The organism is Sphingomonas sp., from assembly GCF_036402235.1.
In the GTDB taxonomy this organism is placed as follows: Bacteria; Pseudomonadota; Alphaproteobacteria; order Sphingomonadales; family Sphingomonadaceae; genus Sphingomonas.
This window is the reverse complement of sequence record NZ_DASWTG010000026.1, coordinates 45,008-62,092: the sequence shown is the minus strand read 5'-3', so window position 1 is coordinate 62,092 and position 17,085 is coordinate 45,008. Positions and strand designations below refer to the sequence as shown.

At 66.8% G+C, this 17,085-nt stretch carries 24 protein-coding genes; 16 read left to right on the top strand and 8 right to left on the bottom strand.

The annotated features are described in order from the left end of the window. Positions 1–5: 5 nt before the first annotated feature. From VGD28_RS05600 to ffh, 4 genes are all read right to left on the bottom strand, one after another. On the bottom strand, positions 6–836 hold the full coding sequence (locus tag VGD28_RS05600; protein WP_331027342.1) for a metallophosphoesterase family protein: 831 nt from the start codon (positions 834–836) through the stop codon (positions 6–8). A gap of 8 nt (positions 837–844) precedes the next feature. Further along, positions 845–1,321 (bottom strand): ribosome maturation factor RimM, encoded by a 477-nt coding sequence (gene rimM, locus VGD28_RS05595; RefSeq protein ID WP_331027341.1) that lies wholly within the window; start codon positions 1,319–1,321, stop codon positions 845–847. Positions 1,322–1,324: 3 nt separating this feature from the next. After that, the gene (rpsP, locus tag VGD28_RS05590; RefSeq protein ID WP_331027340.1) at positions 1,325–1,894 is read right to left on the bottom strand and encodes a 30S ribosomal protein S16; all 570 of its coding nucleotides are present in this window, start codon (positions 1,892–1,894) and stop codon (positions 1,325–1,327) included. Between the two features lie 112 nt (positions 1,895–2,006). After that, entirely contained in the window at positions 2,007–3,491 is a 1,485-nt protein-coding gene (ffh, locus tag VGD28_RS05585) for a signal recognition particle protein (RefSeq protein WP_331027339.1), read from the bottom strand. Between the two features lie 222 nt (positions 3,492–3,713). On the opposite strand from ffh, the gene VGD28_RS05580 reads away from it, so the two are divergent. Further along, on the top strand, positions 3,714–5,357 hold the full coding sequence (locus tag VGD28_RS05580) for a putative bifunctional diguanylate cyclase/phosphodiesterase (protein ID WP_331027338.1): 1,644 nt from the start codon (positions 3,714–3,716) through the stop codon (positions 5,355–5,357). 100 nt (positions 5,358–5,457) lie between these two features. Here the strand turns inward: VGD28_RS05580 and VGD28_RS05575 are convergent, their stop codons facing one another. Then, positions 5,458–6,036, bottom strand: a complete 579-nt coding sequence (locus VGD28_RS05575; RefSeq protein ID WP_331027337.1) for a DUF924 family protein — start codon at positions 6,034–6,036, stop codon at positions 5,458–5,460. Here VGD28_RS05575 and mtaB point away from each other — a divergent pair. The 3 genes from mtaB to VGD28_RS05560 are packed head-to-tail and all read left to right on the top strand — an operon-like array spanning position 6,035 to position 8,963. Beyond that, on the top strand, positions 6,035–7,360 hold the full coding sequence (gene mtaB / locus VGD28_RS05570; RefSeq protein ID WP_331027336.1) for a tRNA (N(6)-L-threonylcarbamoyladenosine(37)-C(2))-methylthiotransferase MtaB: 1,326 nt from the start codon (positions 6,035–6,037) through the stop codon (positions 7,358–7,360). The two genes, VGD28_RS05575 and mtaB, sit on opposite strands and share 2 nt — an antisense overlap. Continuing rightward, a complete protein-coding gene (ftsY, locus tag VGD28_RS05565; protein ID WP_331027335.1) occupies positions 7,357–8,286 on the top strand; it encodes a signal recognition particle-docking protein FtsY in 930 nt (309 codons plus the stop codon). The genes mtaB and ftsY overlap by 4 nt, the downstream gene beginning before the upstream one ends. A gap of 41 nt (positions 8,287–8,327) precedes the next feature. Continuing rightward, a complete protein-coding gene (locus tag VGD28_RS05560; RefSeq protein ID WP_331027334.1) occupies positions 8,328–8,963 on the top strand; it encodes a septation protein A in 636 nt (211 codons plus the stop codon). 72 nt (positions 8,964–9,035) lie between these two features. Here VGD28_RS05560 and VGD28_RS05555 read toward each other — a convergent pair whose 3' ends face one another. The 3 genes from VGD28_RS05555 to pspF all read right to left on the bottom strand — a co-directional run bounded on the left by VGD28_RS05555 (position 9,036) and on the right by pspF (position 11,749). Continuing rightward, positions 9,036–9,653 (bottom strand): superoxide dismutase, encoded by a 618-nt coding sequence (locus VGD28_RS05555; protein ID WP_331027333.1) that lies wholly within the window; start codon positions 9,651–9,653, stop codon positions 9,036–9,038. A 96-nt stretch (positions 9,654–9,749) separates the two neighbouring features. Further along, positions 9,750–10,529, bottom strand: a complete 780-nt coding sequence (locus tag VGD28_RS05550) for a TSUP family transporter (protein WP_331027332.1) — start codon at positions 10,527–10,529, stop codon at positions 9,750–9,752. 185 nt (positions 10,530–10,714) lie between these two features. Then, on the bottom strand, positions 10,715–11,749 hold the full coding sequence (gene pspF, locus VGD28_RS05545; protein WP_331027331.1) for a phage shock protein operon transcriptional activator: 1,035 nt from the start codon (positions 11,747–11,749) through the stop codon (positions 10,715–10,717). A 175-nt stretch (positions 11,750–11,924) separates the two neighbouring features. Here pspF and VGD28_RS05540 point away from each other — a divergent pair, with 175 nt between their 5' ends. The 12 genes from VGD28_RS05540 (at position 11,925) to VGD28_RS05485 (ending at position 17,085) form a co-directional block, all read left to right on the top strand. After that, the gene (locus VGD28_RS05540; RefSeq protein WP_331027330.1) at positions 11,925–12,065 is read left to right on the top strand and encodes a hypothetical protein; all 141 of its coding nucleotides are present in this window, start codon (positions 11,925–11,927) and stop codon (positions 12,063–12,065) included. A gap of 67 nt (positions 12,066–12,132) precedes the next feature. After that, a complete protein-coding gene (gene pspA / locus VGD28_RS05535) occupies positions 12,133–12,801 on the top strand; it encodes a phage shock protein PspA (RefSeq protein WP_331027329.1) in 669 nt (222 codons plus the stop codon). A 4-nt stretch (positions 12,802–12,805) separates the two neighbouring features. After that, entirely contained in the window at positions 12,806–13,084 is a 279-nt protein-coding gene (pspB, locus tag VGD28_RS05530; protein WP_331027328.1) for an envelope stress response membrane protein PspB, read from the top strand. Between the two features lies 1 nt (position 13,085). Next, positions 13,086–13,463, top strand: a complete 378-nt coding sequence (gene pspC, locus VGD28_RS05525; protein ID WP_331027327.1) for an envelope stress response membrane protein PspC — start codon at positions 13,086–13,088, stop codon at positions 13,461–13,463. Positions 13,464–13,492: 29 nt separating this feature from the next. Continuing rightward, entirely contained in the window at positions 13,493–13,783 is a 291-nt protein-coding gene (locus VGD28_RS05520; RefSeq protein WP_331027326.1) for a hypothetical protein, read from the top strand. A gap of 29 nt (positions 13,784–13,812) precedes the next feature. Beyond that, on the top strand, positions 13,813–14,130 hold the full coding sequence (locus tag VGD28_RS05515) for a hypothetical protein (protein ID WP_331027325.1): 318 nt from the start codon (positions 13,813–13,815) through the stop codon (positions 14,128–14,130). A gap of 12 nt (positions 14,131–14,142) precedes the next feature. Continuing rightward, entirely contained in the window at positions 14,143–14,421 is a 279-nt protein-coding gene (locus VGD28_RS05510; RefSeq protein ID WP_331027324.1) for a hypothetical protein, read from the top strand. A 28-nt stretch (positions 14,422–14,449) separates the two neighbouring features. Further along, a complete protein-coding gene (locus VGD28_RS05505) occupies positions 14,450–14,578 on the top strand; it encodes a hypothetical protein (protein WP_331027323.1) in 129 nt (42 codons plus the stop codon). 44 nt (positions 14,579–14,622) lie between these two features. After that, positions 14,623–14,889 carry a hypothetical protein gene (locus VGD28_RS05500; protein WP_331027322.1) on the top strand — a complete coding sequence of 89 codons (267 nt, stop codon included), beginning with the start codon at positions 14,623–14,625 and terminating at the stop codon, positions 14,887–14,889. A 39-nt stretch (positions 14,890–14,928) separates the two neighbouring features. Beyond that, the gene (locus tag VGD28_RS05495) at positions 14,929–15,174 is read left to right on the top strand and encodes a hypothetical protein (protein ID WP_331027321.1); all 246 of its coding nucleotides are present in this window, start codon (positions 14,929–14,931) and stop codon (positions 15,172–15,174) included. A gap of 172 nt (positions 15,175–15,346) precedes the next feature. Next, positions 15,347–15,754, top strand: coding sequence for a SufE family protein (locus VGD28_RS05490; protein ID WP_331027320.1), 408 nt, complete (start codon positions 15,347–15,349; stop codon positions 15,752–15,754). Then, complete coding sequence (locus tag VGD28_RS05485) at positions 15,751–17,085, top strand: PepSY domain-containing protein (protein ID WP_331027319.1); 1,335 nt, start codon at positions 15,751–15,753, stop codon at positions 17,083–17,085. The genes VGD28_RS05490 and VGD28_RS05485 overlap by 4 nt, the downstream gene beginning before the upstream one ends.

Genomic DNA, 17,085 nt, shown 5'->3' with positions numbered 1-17,085 from the left:
GAAAATCAGCCGTTGCGGCCGCTGCGCAGCGCTTCGGCCCAATCTGCCCTGCCCTCGCGCCCCGCCTTCGCCGCGGCGGCGTGGTGGTCATAGGGGATGGCGCGCAATTCGACTTCGTGGCCGCGCACCAGCGCATAGCGGGCGAGCGGATCGCCATTCTCGACCGCGTAGAAGGCGGGGTGATCGTCGGTATAGGCCTGAAGCCCGACGCTGCCGGGATTGGCGACGGTACGGCCATCGGCGAGCGTGACGATACGCGGGACATGGGTGTGGCCGCATAGGATCAGCGAGGCCGTGGCACCGTCGAGACGCTCGCCGATCTCCGCATCGGATGCGTCGCGAAGACCCGCGCCCTCAACGCTGTGGATCAGATGCTCGACATCGCTGCGCGGGCTGCCGTGGACGCAGAGGATTGCGCCCACCTTCGTCATCCCGGCCTCCGTGCCGGGATCCACATCGCCGCGAGCGATGCGATCGAGGCTCAAGGCCATTGCTTGCCGCCCGGCGGGCCCCGGCACGGGGGCCCGGGTGACGGTTAGGGCTTCAGGCTGGGCGGCGAGCCACGCTAGATGCGCGTCGCTCAGGCACTGCCTCGCAAACCGATCCGAAGCGTTCATCCGCTCGGGCGTGTGGGTGAGCAACTGGCGCTCGTGATTGCCCGCGATCGTGGGCCAGTCTTCGCGCATCAGCAGATCAGCGGTCTCGGCGGGCCAGAGCGGGCCGGACAGGCTGTCGCCGAGATTGGCGAAGCCGGTCGCCCCGGCGGCGCGGGCATCGGCGATGACCGCTTCGAGCGCGGGCAGGTTGCCGTGGATGTCGGAGAGGACCGCCAGCATCGCGCCGGCTATTCGGCCCAGCCGTCGGCGACGGTGAGCGTGGCCTCGTCCCAGCGCAGCACCGCGGCGGGCTGCATCGGGACCATGAAGCGTTTCTTGTCGGGGCGTTCGATCTCGACCACATCGCCCGCGCCGAAATTCTCGACCGCGACGACAGTGCCGATCGCCTCGCCGGTCTCGGAGACCGCGGCCAGGCCGATCAGGTCGGCATGATAATATTCGCCCTCCCCCAGCGGGGGCAGCGCATCGCGCGGCACGGCCAACTCGGTGCCACGCAGCTTCTCGGCGGCGGTGCGATCGGGGATTTCTGCGAAGCGAGCGATGGCGCCGTTTGGGCCGTCGCGCAGCGCCTTCAAGGTCAGCGCGCCGCCGTTGAAGCTGCGATGCGCCGACAGGTCCTCGGCGAAGACCTTGAGGCGGACCTCCCCCGTCACGCCGTGCGCGCCGATGACGACGGCGAGCGTGACGGGGCGATCACTTGCCAAGGGTCAGCCCTCGGCCTTTTCCTCGGTCGCGTCGGCGGCCGGAGCTTCCTCGGCCGCAGCCTCGACGGCCGGGGTCTCTTCGGCAACCGCCTCGGCGACCTGCTCGGCTTCCGCAGTGGGCGCTTCGGTCGCGGCTTCGATCTCGGCAGCGACGACCGCCTCGGCCTCGGCCTGCGCTTCCTCGACGACTTCCGGCTCCGGCGCGGCTGCGGCCTCGGCAGCGGCGGCCTCAGCGGCCTTCAGCTTCTCGGCGCGCTCCTCGGCACGCTCGACGGCCTTCTCGCCCGGCTTGCCCTTGTTCGGGTTGTTGCGCGCGGCGCGCTCCTTGACGCCGGTGGCGTCGAGGAAGCGGGCGACGCGGTCGGTCGGCTGCGCGCCGACGCTCAGCCAATGCTTCGCGCGGTCGGTGTCGAGCTTGATGCGCTCGGGCGAATCCTTGGCGAGGAGCGGGTTGTAGGTGCCGATCTTCTCGATGAACTTGCCGTCACGCGGGCTACGGGCGTCGGCGACGACGATGCGGTAATAAGGGCGCTTCTTCGAACCGCCACGCGACAGACGCATGCTGAGTGCCATTGATAATCTTCCTTCTCTTCAATTCGTCATCCCAGCGAAAGCTGGGATCTCGTGCCTCAATCTTTTCCCTTGCCGCTTGAGACCCCAGCTTTCGCTGGGGTGACGACTCGGGTCACTTCTTCCTGTTCAAAAGCTTTGCGAGCTCGGGCGGGATCTCGCCATTGCCGGGCAGTCCGGGGATGCCGCCGCCCGGGCCCCCGAGCTTGCCCATCATCTCGCCCATCTGCGGGCCGCCCAGCGCATTGCCGAGGCCGCCCATGCCGCCCTTGCCGAGCATCCCGAGCATGCCCTTGAGGCCACCCATCTTCTTGATGCGCTTCATCGCGGTGGACATTTCGAGATGCATCTTGAGCAGCTTGTTCACGTCCTGAACGGTCGTGCCCGAACCCTTGGCGATGCGGATCTTGCGCTTGGCGTTGATCAGCTCGGGCCTGGCGCGCTCCTTGGGCGTCATCGACGTGATCATCGCGTCCATGCGGAGCAGGATGCGTTCATCGACATTGCCCGCGGCCATCGCCGCCTGCGCCTTCTTCATGCCGGGGATCATCCCGGCGAGCGCGCCAAGCCCGCCCATGCGGCGCATCTGCGCGAGCTGGCCGCGCAGGTCGTTCATGTCGAACTGGCCCTTGGCGAGCCGCGCCGCCATCTTCTCGGCGTCTTCCTGCTCGATCGCCTGAGCGGCCTTCTCGACCAGCGACACCACGTCGCCCATGCCGAGGATGCGGCCGGCGACGCGCTGCGGGTGGAACGGCTCGATCGCGTCGAGCTTCTCGCCGACGCCGGCGAACTTGATCGGCTTGCCGGTGACGGCGCGCATCGACAGCGCCGCGCCGCCGCGGGCGTCGCCGTCCATGCGAGTGAGCACGACACCGGTGAGCGGCACCTGATCGCCGAAGCTCTGCGCGACATTGACCGCGTCCTGGCCGGTCAGGCTGTCGACGACGAGCAGGATTTCCTGCGGCTTCGAGATGTCGGCGACCGCCTTCATCTCGTCCATCAGCTGCTGGTCGACGTGCAGGCGGCCGGCGGTGTCGAGCATCAACACGTCGAAGCCCTGGAGCTTCGCCGCCTGGAGCGCGCGGCGAGCGATGTCGACCGGCTGCTGGCCGGCGACGATCGGGAGCGTCGCGCCCTCGATCTGCGTGCCGAGCACGGCGAGCTGTTCCTGCGCGGCGGGGCGATTGACGTCGAGCGACGCCATCATCACCTTCTTGCCCTGCTTCTTGAGAAGCTTGGCGATCTTGGCGGTGGTGGTGGTCTTGCCCGAGCCCTGCAGGCCGACCATCATCACGACGGCGGGCGGGGTGACGTCGAGCGCGAGTTCGGCCGTGTCCGGCCCCAGCATCGCGATCAGCGCGTCGTTGACGATCTTGACGACCTGCTGCCCCGGCGTGACCGAGCGCAGCACCTGATGGCCGACCGCCTGTTCGGTGACGCTATCGACAAAGCTGCGTGCGACGGGGAGCGCGACATCGGCCTCGAGCAGCGCGATCCGCACCTCGCGCATCGCGGTCCGCACATCGGCTTCGGTCAGCGCGCCACGGCCCTTGAGACGGTCGAATACGCCGCCAAGCCGCTCGCTCAGACTATCGAACACTCGCTTCTCCAATCATGTTCCCGAGGCCGAAACGCATAAAACGCCGGCGGACGAAACCTCGTCGGCCAGCGTGCCCTCGGGCAACAGGCGTCGCGTTCCTGGGAACGGTCGGGGCGCGCTTAGCCGGAAACGAAGATAGGTGCAACCTCCCCCGGCTTTAACTCCATCTACACCCTCAGGCGTGAATATCCCGCGATTGCCAGGGGTGGGAGCTTTGCCGGCATGGCGCTGGATCTCGACAAGAACGACGACATCAAGAACGGTGCGCCGGGCACCGACTTGATCACGGGAGCGATCAGCGTCGCCGCGATCCTGATGTTCGTCGGCACCGGCAGCTCGGTGCTGTCCAAGACGCTCAAGCACTATTTCGAGGGCGGCGCGCCCGCGGACCGCACGCTGGTGATCGCGCTGCTGCTCAACGTCGCGCTGATCCTGTTCGGCTGGCGCCGCCACACCGCGCTGCGCCACGAGGTCCGCATCCGCGCCGCCGCCGAGGAGCGCGCGCACATGCTGGCGAGCCGCGATCCGCTGACCGGCTTCCTCAACCGCCGCAGCCTGAACGAGGAAGGCGCCGCGATGTTCGTGCGCGCGCACGCCCGGCGCAAGGCGATGGCGCTGATGATCGTCGACCTCGACCATTTCAAGACAATCAACGACATGCACGGCCACGCCGTCGGCGACGCCTTGCTGCGCGCCGTCGCGGGCGAAATCGCCACCGCCATGCCTCCCGTCGCCCTCACCGCGCGGCTGGGCGGCGACGAGTTCGCGTGCGGCTTCCTGTTCGACCCCGCCAATCCCGACACGGTCGAGCGCATCGCCGAGCGGCTGGTGACGCGGCTGTCGCAGCCGATCGAAGCGGACGGGTTCCGGCTCCACATCTCCTGCTCGGTCGGCGTCGCGCGCTCGGACTTCGACTGCCAGAGCATCGATGCGTTGCTGCGCTCGGCCGACATCGCGATGTATGTCGCGAAGAAGTCCGGGCGGAACCGCTATGCCTGGTTCGACCAGTCGATGGAGCGCGAGCTGCAGACGCGCAACGAGCTCGAATCGGGGCTGCGCGCCGCGATCCCGCGCGGCGAGATCGTCCCCTATTTCGAGCAGCAGATCGATCTCGCCAGCGGCAAGCTCTATGGCTTCGAGGTGCTGGCGCGGTGGGAACACCCGACGCGCGGGCTGATCAGCCCCGAGCTGTTCATCCCGATCGCCGAGGAAACCGGCATGATCGCGGAGATGTCGCTGTCGATCATGCACCAGGCTTTCACTGCGGCGCGCGACTGGGACCCGGCACTCAACCTGTCGGTCAACATCTCGCCCTGGCAGCTGCGCGATGCGTGGCTGGCGCAGAAGATCATCAAGGTGCTGACCGAGACCGGCTTCCCCGCCCACCGGCTCGAGCTGGAGATCACCGAGAGCGCGCTGTTCGAGAATCTCGCGCTCGCCCAGTCGATCGTCGGCTCCCTCAAGAACCAGGGCGCGAGCCTTGCGCTCGACGATTTCGGGACGGGCTACTCATCGCTCGCGCACCTGCGCGCGCTTCCCTTCGACCGGATCAAGATCGACAAGAGCTTCGTCATCTCATTGAACGAGAGCGCGGATTCGGCGGCGATCGTCAATGCGATCGTGAGCCTGGGCGAAAGCCTAAACCTGCCGATCACCGCCGAGGGCGTGGAGGATTCTGCGATCGAGGCACGGCTGAAGGCGCTGGGCTGCGCCAAGGCGCAGGGCTGGTATTATGGCAAGCCGCTCTCCGTGGCGGGCGCGCGGCGACTGCTGGCCGAGAAGCGGATGCTGGTCTCGCCCGCAGAGGCGCGGAGGCCGGCAACCGTGATGCCGATCGCTCCGGACGGCGAGCGGCGCGCGGGTTGAGCGGATCCATGCTCCTGCGAAAGCAGGAGCCCAGGATCACGAGCGTATCGCCTGAGGCTCTGGGCTCCTGCTTTCGCAGGAGCACGAATCCGGCTGCCCGTCACCACCCCACGCCGGGACGCTTCAGATATTCGAGTTCTTCGGCGGTCGATGTCCGGCCGAGCGTGGCGTTGCGGCTGGGAAAGCGGCCGAACTGCTCGATCACCACGGCGTGGTCGATCGCATACTTGACCTGCTCGTCGCGGCCGATCGCCGCCATCTTCTCGATGCACAGGCGCTGTGCCTCGGGATTCTCGGCATGCATCAGCGGCATGTACAGAAACACCGCACGTTCGGGGGGAAGGCCGGCATCCCAGCCCTTGCCGATCGCCTCCATCGTCAGGGCGAGCGCCAGCGGATCTCCGGCAAAGGCCTGGGGCGTGCCGCGGTGCATGTTGCGGCTGAACTGATCGAGTACGATCACTGCGGCGAGCAGGCAATCGGGCGTATCGCGCCAGCCGGCCGCGCCGCTCGCCATGAGGAAATCGTGCAGCGCGGCAAAGCGCGTGCGGATCGTCGCGTCGAGCGCGTCGTCCTTGATGAAATGCTGCTCAGGGGTCAGTTCTTCAAACCAGAAGTCGAGCACGTCACGCGCGTCCGCATGGACTTCACCGTCCGCCAGGCCTAGATCGCCGCTCATGTCGTCCTCCATTGCCGGACCAGAGGTAATCAGCCTGGGGTGCAGGCTCAACCTTGCCGAAAGCGAAACGATCCGGGCGCTGCTTGGCTCCCAGGATGTCGTCGTGGTCAACAGCTGCGCAGTGACCAACGAGGCGGTGCGCCAGACGCGGCAGGCGATCCGGCGCGCGCGGCGTGCACGGCCGGAGGCGCGGGTCATCGTCACCGGCTGCGCGGCGCAGATCGATCCGGAGAGCTTCGGCGCGATGCCCGAGGTCGACCGGGTGATCGGCAATGCCGAGAAGCTGACGCCCGCCGCATGGGCATCGGGCGAGGCCGCGCTGGTGCAGGACATCATGGCGGTGCGCCAGACCGCGCCGCATCTCGCGGCGAGCTTCTCGGCTCATGCCCGCGCCTTTGTCGAGGTGCAGAATGGCTGCGACCATCGCTGCACCTTCTGCGCCATCCCATTTGGCCGCGGGAACAGCCGCTCGGTGCCCGCCGGCGCGGTGGTCGATCGGGTCCAGGCGCTGGTCGAAGCGGGGCATCGCGAGATCGTGCTGACCGGGGTGGACCTGACCAGCTACGGCCCCGACCTTCCGGGATCGCCCACGCTCGGGATGCTGGTCGAGCGAGTGCTGGCGCATAGCGGCGTCGAACGGCTGCGCCTCTCCTCGCTCGACGGGATCGAGATCGACGAGCGGCTGTTCGCGCTGCTGACGCAAGAGGCGCGGGTGATGCCGCACGTCCATCTGTCGTTGCAAGCCGGCGACGACATGGTGCTCAAGCGCATGAAGCGGCGGCATTCGCGCGCGCAGTCGGTGGCGCTGGTTGATCGGCTCAAGGCTGCGCGGCCGGGACTTGCGATCGGCGCGGACCTGATCGCGGGATTCCCGACCGAGGATGAGGCGATGTTCGCCAACACGCTGGCGCTGATCGACGATTGCGACATCGTCCATGCGCATATCTTTCCCTATTCCCCGCGCGACGGCACTCCGGCGGCGCGGATGCCGCAGGTCGCGCCCGGCGTGGCCAAGGCGCGCGCGGCAGCCCTGCGCCAGCGCGCGGCGGTGCGGCGGGCGGCATGGCTTGCGTCGCTGGTGGGAACGCGGCAGGCGATTCTGGTGGAACGGCCCGGCGATCGGGGCCATGCGGGGAATTTCGCTGAGGTACGGATCATGCCGCACCCGTTCGCCCCGAGCTTGCCGAAGGGCCGTTCTTCCTCTTTAGCGGAAGAAGAACAGGACGGCGCTTCGACAAGCTCAGCGCGAACGGAGGTTGGTAGAATCGTGTCGCTCAACATTGCGGACGTGCAGGACGGCAAGCTGATCGGGATGGCTGCGTGAGCGGGCCTTCGTGGCGCGAGCGGCTGCTCGGCGGATTCAAGAAGACCTCGGACCGGCTGGTCGGCAACCTTGCCGGGCTTGGCGCCGCGCGGCTGGACGATGCGACGCTCGACGAGATCGAGGAAGCGCTGATCGCCAGCGACCTGGGCCCCGGCACCGCGGCGCGCATCCGCAGCCGGCTGGCCGAGGGGCAGTATGAGCGCGGCATGGAGGATCTGGGCATCCGGCTGGTCGTCGCCGAGGAGATCGAGAAGGCGCTGGCGCCCGTCGCGCAGCCGCTGACCACCGACAAGGCGCGGCCGCAGGTGATCCTGGTGATCGGCGTCAACGGATCGGGCAAGACAACGACCATCGCCAAGCTTGCCGCGATCCTCAAGGATCAGGGGCTGAAGGTGATGCTGGCGGCGGGCGACACGTTCCGCGCGGCCGCGATCGGCCAGCTCAAGACCTGGGCCGAACGGGTCGGCGTGCCGATCATCGCGGGCGCCGAGGGCGGCGACGCGGCGGGCATCGCGTTCGAGGCGTTGAAGCAGGCGACCGACCAGCGCGCGGACGTGCTGATCGTCGATACCGCAGGCCGGTTGCAGAACAAGCGCGAGCTGATGGACGAGCTCGCCAAGATCCGCCGCGTGCTCGGCCGCATCGATCCGGGCGCGCCGCACGACGTGGTGCTGGTGCTCGACGCGACCACCGGCCAGAACGCCCTGAGCCAGATCGAGGTGTTCAAGGAAGTCGCCGGCGTCACGGGCCTCGTGATGACAAAACTCGACGGAACCGCGCGCGGCGGCGTCCTCGTCGCCGCCGCGGAGAAATACGGTCTCCCCATCCACGCGATCGGCGTGGGCGAGAAGGTCGACGACCTGCGCGGCTTCGATCCCAACGAGGTCGCCCGGATCATCGCCGGGGTCGAGGCGTTCAACAGGTAACTCAGTGACAGGCCGTTCCGGCCCCACAATATAAGGCCATCATGACCTCCAGCGAATCCCCTGCCGCAAAGCCTGTCCCGACTCCGGGGCTGCGCATGCTGATCGATTTCGGCCCGCTCGCCGTGTTCTTCGCCGTCAACAGCCTGATGGGCGGGCCGCAGCTCATGCGGATGATGGTGGCGACCGCGGCGTTCATGGTCGCGATCTTCATTGCGATGGGCCTGTCGCTGTGGAAGACGCGACACATCTCGCCGATGCTGTGGATCTCGGGGGCGCTGGTGCTGGTATTCGGCGGGCTGACCCTGTGGTTCCACGACGAGACCTTCATCAAGGTCAAGCCGACGATCGTCTACTCGATGTTCGCCGCGGTGCTCGCCTATGGCCTGATCGCGAAGAAGCCGCTGCTGCAGATGCTGCTCGAAAGCGCCTATCCGGGGCTGACCGCCAAGGGCTGGCGGCTGCTGACGATCAACTGGACCGTGTTCTTCGTCGCGATGGCGATCCTCAACGAGATCGTCTGGCGCACGCAAAGTTGGGACTTCTGGGTCGGCTTCAAGCTTTGGGGCGTGGTGCCGCTGACGCTGATCTTCGCGATGGGCAACGTGCCCATGCTGCTGCGCCACGGCCTGACCACCGACCGCGAGATCGTCGACAAGGCGCTGCCGCCAGAGCAGTGAGTCCCCGGGCCGGACAAGAAAAAGGGCCGCGGTTCACGTGAACCGCAGCCCTTTTCATATGGGTCGTGACGATCAGCCTTCCTGGTCGGCCCGGCTCACGCCTTCGCCATCAAGGTTCGCCGCGACGAAATCCCAGTCGATGATCTTGGTGATCGCGTCGAGATAGCCCGGGCGCGCGTTGCGATAGTCGATGTAATAGGCGTGCTCCCACACATCGATCGTCAGCAGCGGCTTGTAATCATAGACCACCGGCGTGTCGGCGTCGTGGAGCGAGGTCACCTTGATCTCGTCGCCGTCGAGCACCAGCCAGCCCCAGCCGTTGGAGAAATGATTGGTCGCCTCGGCGATCAGCTTCTTCACCAGCTCTTCCTTCGAGCCGAAGGTCTTCTCGATCAGCTCGGCGAGCTTGCCGGTCGGCTCCTTGGGCTCAGGCGTCAGGCCGAACCAGTAGAAGGTGTGATTCCAGATCTGCGCCGAGTTGTTGAACAGCGCCTTGTCGCCGGTCTCCTTGGCGTGGCGGATCACCTCGGAGAGCTTCTTCCCCGCAAGGCCCTTGTCGGCGACGAAGCCATTGGTCTTGTCGACATAGGCCTTGTGATGCTTGCCATAGTGGAAATCGAGCGTCTCGGCCGAGATGGTCGGCGCGAGCGCGTCCTTGGCATAAGGCAGCGTGGGCAGTTCAAAAGCCATGGGAAGACCCTCCTTGTTCTGGTGTCGCGCCCGCCTAACGCATCAGGCGATGCTTCGCCGCACAAATTTTTCTCGTGCCGCCATCGAAATGGACGATCAGTGGGGCAGCCACGCCCAGATCGGGTTGGCGGGGTCCGACAGCAGCTTCACGGTGAGCGCCACGGACATGAGAACGAGCAGCGGACGCACGCCCCTGCCCCCAAAGCGCATCGCGAGCCGCGCGCCGATCTGGTTGCCGACGATGTTGGATGCGGCCATGCCGAGGCCCAGCATCCACAACACCTTGCCGCCCGCGATCATCGCGAGCAGGCCGGCGACATTGGTGGCGAAGTTCAGGAACTTGGCATTGGCGATGGCGCGAACCAGGCCGAGGCCGGCGAGCGCGACCATCATCGTGGTCAGGAACGATCCCGCGCCGGGGCCGAAGAAGCCGTCGTAGAAGCCGAGCACCGCCGACACTGCGGTGAGGCCGACGGGACCGAGCCGGGCGTGGCGGTCCATCTCTCCCATCGGCGGCGCGAGCAGGAAATAGATCGCCATCAGGATCAGCAGCACCGGCACGAAGGCGGTGAGGAAGCCCGGATCGACATGCTGGACGGTGAAGGCGCCCGCCGCCGAGCCGAGGAACGCCCCCGCCGCGGGCATCGCGAAACGCCGCAGGTCGAGATGCCCGCCGCGCCAATAGGCGATGCAGGCCGAGGCGGTGCCGAACGCGCTCTGCAGCTTGTTGGTGGCGATCGCCGCGACCGGCGGCACCCCGGCCGCCATCAGCGCGGGAATGGTCAGCAGCCCGCCGCCGCCGGCCATTGCGTCGATCGTTCCGGCGACGAAGGCGATGGCGAGGAGGAAGGCGACGATTTCTGCGGTGAATTCCATGCCGGGCGCGATAGGCGGTGCTCGGGAGCGCTGGCAATGGCTATGCGCACCTGCCCACGCCGCCCTTGGTCATCCCGAGCTTGTTTCAGGATCCATTTCTCCACAGGCGGCTGAGCCGCTGGTGGTACGGTGGATGCTGAAACAAATTTAGCATGACGGCAGTGGAAGAGGAAGTGAACGGGTCGCTATCCGCCCGCGTTCAGCAGCTCATGCCGTTTGAGCGCGTGGCGAAGCTGGTCGTAGCTCAGGCCCAGAGCCTCGGCGGTGGCGCGTTGGTTGAATCGGTTCTCGGACAATGCCCGGCTCAGCAGTTCGCGCTCGAAGCGGTTGACGCGGCTCTTGAAGTCGCCTGACAGATCGTCCTCGCGCCGGGGCAGCGGGCCGGGCTCCTCGGTGACGAGCTGGACCGGGGCGGCGTTGCCGGGGATTCCGTGCGGCATCGGCGCGGGACGATAGGGCGAGGCGAAGGGATCGATCTGGATCGCATCCACCGGCCCGTGCCGGTCCCAGCGATAGACAGCGCGCTCGACCACGTTGCGCAGCTCGCGGACATTGCCGGGCCAGCTATAGTCGGTGAGCGCATCGAGCGCGGTGGGGCCGAACCCCTCCCAGTCCCGCCCGATCTCCGACGACATGCGCCGGCCGAAGAACTCGGCGAGGACGAGGATATCGCCGGCGCGCGCGCGCAACGGGGGCAGCGTCACCACCTCGAACGAAAGGCGGTCGAGCAGGTCGGCGCGGAAGGTCCCCTTCTCCACCCGCTCGGGCAGATGCTCGTTGGTCGCGGCGATGATGCGGACATCCACCTGAATCGGGCGCGACGCGCCGATCCGCGTGATCTCGCCATATTCGACCGCGCGCAGCAGACGGTCCTGCGCCGCCATGCTGAGCGTGCCCAGCTCGTCGAGGAACAGCGTGCCGCCATCTGCTTCCTCGAACCGGCCCGCGCGCGATTTGGAGGCACCCGTGAAGGCGCCTGCCTCGTGGCCGAACAGCTCGGCCTCGATCAGCGTTTCGGGAAGCGCGGCACAGTTCATCACGACGAGCGGCTGATCCCAGCGCGGCGACAGGCGATGGAGGCGCTCGGCGACCAGTTCCTTGCCGGTCCCGCGCTCGCCGATCACCAGCACCGGGCGATCGAGCGCCGCCGCGCGCGAGGCAAGCTCGAGCGCGTCGAGAAAGGCGCCGGATTGGCCGATGACCTGGGTCGCGCGCTCCATATCCGAACCTTTGGGGTATTTTCCCAACACTTGGCAAGAGAACATTTGCGACCAATCGCCGTAACACATGAAAAATGGCGGATTTCAGCCAGTTTCCGAACTTGGCACGCCCCCTGCAATATATCGGGCATGCCGCAATCGAGCGGCAAACGAGACACCAAGGGACGGAACGACAATGTACAAGGGCAACAACAGCTTTCGCGCCACGATGGCAGCGCTGGTCTGCACCCTGGTCGTGAGCACCACCTGCCTCGCCAGCGTGGTCGGCCCCGCCGCCACCGCGACGGCAGACGTTTCCACTCAGGCCACGGCCTGAGCGGTCCCGCCGGGCGGGCACCCCCTAGCCCGCCCGGCGGCACGAAGTTTCAAGGAGCAAGTTGAAGATGGGCATTTTCTCTCGCACCCGCGACATCATCGCAGCCAACATGACCGACCTTCTCGACAAGGCGGAGGACCCGGCGAAGATGATCCGCATGATCATCCTCGAGATGGAGGAGACTCTGGTCGAGGTTCGCGCCAGCGCGGCGCGCACCATCGCCGACCAGAAGGAGATGCGGCGCCATATCGCGAAGCTGGAGAACCTGCAGGCGAGCTGGACCGAGAAGGCCGAGCTGGCGCTGAGCAAGGACCGCGAGGACCTGGCCAAGGCAGCGCTGGTGGAACGCCAGAAGGCGTTCGACATGTGCGATCAGCTTCGCGCCGAGATCGCGGTGCTCGACGATGCGCTGCGCGCCTCGGAAGAGGATATCGCCAAGCTGCAGACCAAGCTGCGCGATGCCCGCGCTCGCCAGAACGCGATCATGACCCGGCTGGAAAGCGCCAACAACCGCGTCAAGCTGCGCGAGATGACCAACGGCTCCAAGGTGAGCGAGGCGTTCAGCCGCTTCGACCTGCTCGAGCGCCGCGTCGACTTTGCCGAGGGCCGCGCCGACGCGCTGGCGCTGGGCGCGCCGAAGAAGACGCTGGAGGAGGAGATCGCCGAGCTCCAGTCAGCCGAGAAGGTCGACGCCGAGCTGGCCGCGCTCAAGGCGCGCCTGAACAAGGAGGGCTGAGGCGATGCAAGACTTCTTTGTCGGCCTGGTGATCATCGCACCGATCATCGGCATCCCGTGGCTGATCCTGCACTATACGACGAAGTGGAAGCAGGCGAAGACGCTGACGGGCGAGGACGAGAACCTGCTGGACGAGCTGCACTACACGGCACGCCGGCTCGAAGATCGCCTCATGACCATCGAGCGGATCATCGCCGCCGACAATCCCGAGTTCCGCCTGCGCGGCAACGATGCGCCGCCGATCCGCGAACTCCCCGACTATGAACGCGCACGGAGGAACTGAAATGTCTGCCAGCCGCACGCAACTCTATCGCGACAAGGTCAACGGCAAATGGCTGGGCGTCTGCGAGGGTCTTGGTGAGTATACCGGCGTCGACCCGCTGTGGATCCGCCTGGGCTTCCTGGCCCTGCTGGTCGCCACCTTCCCGCTGATGTTCTTCGTCTATATCGGCCTGGCGATGGTCACCTCGCAGAAGCCGATCGGGCTTTACCACAGCGACGAGGACAGGAAATTCTGGCAGGGCGTGCGGGCCAATCCGCGCCGCTCGACTGCCGAAGTCCGCTCGAAGCTGCGCGATATCGACCGCCGCATGGCCGACATCGAAACATTCTACACGAGCCGCAACACGCAGCTCGCCGACGAGATCGAGCGCCTGCGCTGAGCCGCGGCGTCAACGGGAGGGAATCACAGATGAGCTGGAGTGGACCGGGTTTCGTCGTCGCAATCATCGCGATCTCGACCTTCGGCTGGCTCGTATCGACCTGGATCCGCGCAAAGCACGGCTATCCGGTGGAGAATGAGTGGAGCGGCATGACCGGCAAGGCCGATCCCGCCGCGAAGCGCGAGATCGAGCTGCTGACGAACGAAAATGAGCGGCTGACGGGGCAGATCGGCCGGCTGGAGGAACGGATCGCAGTGCTGGAGCGCATCGCCACCGATCCCGCCGCGCGCACCGCCCGCGAAATCGACTCGCTGCGCTGAAACGCAACGAACGCAAAAGGATAATGAAGATGGATATCGCGTTTGTTCAGCCCTTCTTCCCCCTGATCGTCATCATGGGCGCGATGGGAATTGGCGGCTGGGTGCTCACCACCTGGCTTCGGATCAAGCACGGCTACCCGCTCGACGGAGCCTGGGGACAGGCGGTGTATCCCAAGACCAGCGACGAGAGCATGGAGCGCATCAAGCTGCTGAGTCAGGAGAATGCTCAGCTCCGCGCCGAGCTCGGCTCGATCAAGGACCGGTTGGCGAATGTCGAGCGGATCGTCACCGATGGCAGCGTGGCGCTGGATCGCGAGATCGAAGCGCTCCGCGTCACCAAGAACTGAGGACTGACCACCATGGATAAAGGCCCCTTCGTTCTCGGCTTCTTCATGATCGTGGTGGGGCTGCCGGTGATCCTCGGGATCGGCGCCGACATGTTCCGCCGCTGGCTGAAGCACAAGGAGAAGATGGCCGAAGCGCTCAACGCACAGACCGCCGAGAAGGCCGCGCAATATGCGGCGCATACCGAGCGGCTGGAGCAGCGGGTGCGGGTGCTGGAGCGGATCGCGACCGACAAGGGTCTCGACCTTTCCGACGAAATCGAGCGGCTGCGCGACGAGCGGCCGGTAAACTGACCAACCCTGTGTAACGGGAGTAACAACAATGTTGATCGGGTTCTTCGCGGTACTGGGCGTGATCGGCGCGATCGGCGTCACGCTGTCCGAGATGCGCGACCGCCCCGTCCGCCGCGCCGAGAGGCTCGCGCGCGAGCAGGCGGAAGCGACAAACTGAAACGACACGCCCGCCACGGGCTGAACAAGGCAGGAGGCTAGAAGATGGGTCCGTTTGAGATGGTGATCGGGATCGTCCTGATCGTGACCATCGGCGGCATCGTCCGCGCGAAGATGGGCGTCCGCAAGGACAAGTGGGGCAACGAGCATCACGTCAACGACGGCGCGAACGCTGCCGAGGCCCGGCGTCTTCAGGAAGAGGTGCGCACGCTCAAGGATCGCATCGCGGTTCTGGAGCGGGTGATCACCGACAATCACAGCGCAACCAATCTCGACCGCGAGATCGAGAAGCTGCGCGACGGTCGGAACTGACCGGCACAACGCAACCGAACGCGTCTGATGGAGGGCGTGATGAGTGACCCCAATTTCTACCTCGTGATGGCGACGGCCGGCCTGGCAGGGCTCGGCATGGTCACCGCGGCGGGCCTCGCCGGATGGCGCGGCTGGCTGTCGCTAAAGCGGCAGGAGCTGAACCTGGCCCATGCCGGCGACGGCCACCACCCCGCCCCCAGCACCGCGGGCGCACGGATCGAGATCGCCGATCTCAAGGAACGCATCCGCAAGCTCGAGGCGATCGCCGCCGGCGTCGACCTGTAACGCATAACCGGGAGCGGCACCCTTGCAGCCGCTCCCGGCCCAGCATCGGATCAGCGCGTGATCCGGTGCTGTTCGAGGAAGCGCAGTGCGTCCGTCTGGAGCCGCGCGATCTTTGCCCCTAGGTCAAAATGCCCTGCTGGCATGGCGGCGCAACCCCGCTATAGGCGCGGCGATGCCGAACCTTGACGATATCCGCGACGAATATGCGTTCCTCGATGCCGACGATCGCTATCGCCTGCTGATCGACCTCGGCCGCGCGCTCGAACCCATGCCCGATGCGCTCAAGACCGATGCGACGCTGGTGCGCGGCTGCTCGGCGGCGGTGTGGGTCTATCCCACCGTGCGCGACGACGGCACGCTCCATTTCCTTGCCGACAGCAACGCCGCGATCACCAAGGGGATCATCGCGCTGGTCCTGCTGACGGTGCAGGACCGCAGCCCCGCCGATATCCTGGCGACGCGCATCGAGGACGCACTGGCGCCGTTCGACCTGCGCAACCAGCTCAGTTCAAACCGCACGCAGGGCATCCCCAACATGATCGCGCTGATCCGCGCCACGGCGGAACGCTACGCGGCGTGAAGCCGGACGACGGCCGCCTCTACCGCGCGATCTGGCGCTGGCATTTCTATGCCGGGATGTTCGTGGTGCCGTTCATCCTGCTGCTGTCGCTGACCGGGGCGATCTATCTGTTCAAGCCGCAGTTGGACGCGTGGCAGGAACGGCATTGGCACAGTGCGCCGTTCCAGCGCATCGTCTCGCCCGACGATCAGTTGAAGGCCGCGCTCGCCGCAGTGCCGGGCGCACAATTCTACAGCTATCGCATGCCGCCCGCGCCGGCGGGCGCCGCGGTGATCCATATCGGCCTGCCCGACGGGAGCATGCGCGACGTCGGAGTATCGCCCGACGGTCGGGTTCTCGGCATCGCCGACCCCGACGCACGGATAGCGGTGACGGTTTCGCGCATCCACGGCTCGCTGCTGATGGGAAAATGGGGTGGATTGCTGGTCGAGACCGCCGCCTGCTGGGCGATCCTGCTGATTATCTCCGGCCTTTATCTCTGGTGGCCGCGCGGCCGCGGGTTGGGGGGCGTGCTCTGGCCGCGAATCGGCGCGCGCGGGCGGCTTTTCTGGCGCGACCTCCATGCGGTGACCGGCTTTTGGGTGAGCGGTCTGGCACTCGTGCTGCTGCTCTCCGGCCTGCCCTGGACCGATGGCTGGGCGACCGCATTCCGCGCAGTGCGCGCCGAGCTGGGGCTGGTGCAGGGGCCGCAGCAGTGGAAGGGCGGGATCGACTTTCATGCCGAGCATGACCACGACGCCATGATGCGCGCGCAGGCAAAGCCGGTGACCGCCGGCCTCAGCCTGACCGACATCTATCTGCGCGCCGGACTGGAAGACCTGCCCGAGCCGGTCGTGCTGACCCCACCCGGCGCACCGATGCCGTTCGGCCCGCCCAACGGCAATGTTTGGAAGGTGTCGAGCGAGACGCAGAACCGTCCGCTGGCTCGCTCGGTCAGCTTCGATCCGGTGACAGGCAAGGTCGTGGCGCGCGAGCGGTTCGCCGACAAGCATGTGATCGATCGCGTCATCGGCTATGGCATCGCCTGGCACGAAGGCCAGCTGTTCGGATGGATCAACCAGTTGATCGGCGTGCTCACCGCACTGGCGCTGATGACGCTTGCGGTGAGCGGCGTGGTGATGTGGTGGCGCCGCCGGCCCGGCGGGTCGCTCGGCGCCCCGCCCCGCCCGGCCGACGCGAAGCTGCGCATCGTCGCCGCGATGACGATCGTGCTGGCGGCGCTGTTGCCGATGCTGGCGCTATCCCTGATCGTGCTTGCCGCGATCGACCGGCTGCTGCTCCCGCTCTGGCCGCGGGCACAATATTGGCTGGACCGCCGCCGGCCCGTCTGA

Bases quoted from the DNA above. Each gene is read 5' to 3' on its own strand.
- mtaB (WP_331027336.1), top strand. From the start codon at position 6,035: ATGTCGTCCTCCATTGCCGGACCAGAGGTAATCAGCCTGGGGTGCAGG.
- pspA (WP_331027329.1), top strand. From the start codon at position 12,133: ATGGGCATTTTCTCTCGCACCCGCGACATCATCGCAGCCAACATGACC.
- VGD28_RS05510 (WP_331027324.1), top strand. From the start codon at position 14,143: ATGGATAAAGGCCCCTTCGTTCTCGGCTTCTTCATGATCGTGGTGGGG.
- pspF (WP_331027331.1), bottom strand. From the start codon at position 11,749: ATGGAGCGCGCGACCCAGGTCATCGGCCAATCCGGCGCCTTTCTCGAC.
- VGD28_RS05550 (WP_331027332.1), bottom strand. From the start codon at position 10,529: ATGGAATTCACCGCAGAAATCGTCGCCTTCCTCCTCGCCATCGCCTTC.
- pspC (WP_331027327.1), top strand. From the start codon at position 13,086: ATGTCTGCCAGCCGCACGCAACTCTATCGCGACAAGGTCAACGGCAAA.
- VGD28_RS05490 (WP_331027320.1), top strand. From the start codon at position 15,347: ATGCCGAACCTTGACGATATCCGCGACGAATATGCGTTCCTCGATGCC.
- VGD28_RS05515 (WP_331027325.1), top strand. From the start codon at position 13,813: ATGGATATCGCGTTTGTTCAGCCCTTCTTCCCCCTGATCGTCATCATG.
- VGD28_RS05560 (WP_331027334.1), top strand. From the start codon at position 8,328: ATGACCTCCAGCGAATCCCCTGCCGCAAAGCCTGTCCCGACTCCGGGG.
- VGD28_RS05600 (WP_331027342.1), bottom strand. From the start codon at position 836: ATGCTGGCGGTCCTCTCCGACATCCACGGCAACCTGCCCGCGCTCGAA.
- VGD28_RS05495 (WP_331027321.1), top strand. From the start codon at position 14,929: ATGAGTGACCCCAATTTCTACCTCGTGATGGCGACGGCCGGCCTGGCA.
- VGD28_RS05500 (WP_331027322.1), top strand. From the start codon at position 14,623: ATGGGTCCGTTTGAGATGGTGATCGGGATCGTCCTGATCGTGACCATC.
- rpsP (WP_331027340.1), bottom strand. From the start codon at position 1,894: ATGGCACTCAGCATGCGTCTGTCGCGTGGCGGTTCGAAGAAGCGCCCT.
- VGD28_RS05575 (WP_331027337.1), bottom strand. From the start codon at position 6,036: ATGAGCGGCGATCTAGGCCTGGCGGACGGTGAAGTCCATGCGGACGCG.
- VGD28_RS05505 (WP_331027323.1), top strand. From the start codon at position 14,450: ATGTTGATCGGGTTCTTCGCGGTACTGGGCGTGATCGGCGCGATCGGC.
- pspB (WP_331027328.1), top strand. From the start codon at position 12,806: ATGCAAGACTTCTTTGTCGGCCTGGTGATCATCGCACCGATCATCGGC.
- VGD28_RS05580 (WP_331027338.1), top strand. From the start codon at position 3,714: ATGGCGCTGGATCTCGACAAGAACGACGACATCAAGAACGGTGCGCCG.
- VGD28_RS05555 (WP_331027333.1), bottom strand. From the start codon at position 9,653: ATGGCTTTTGAACTGCCCACGCTGCCTTATGCCAAGGACGCGCTCGCG.
- VGD28_RS05520 (WP_331027326.1), top strand. From the start codon at position 13,493: ATGAGCTGGAGTGGACCGGGTTTCGTCGTCGCAATCATCGCGATCTCG.
- VGD28_RS05540 (WP_331027330.1), top strand. From the start codon at position 11,925: ATGTACAAGGGCAACAACAGCTTTCGCGCCACGATGGCAGCGCTGGTC.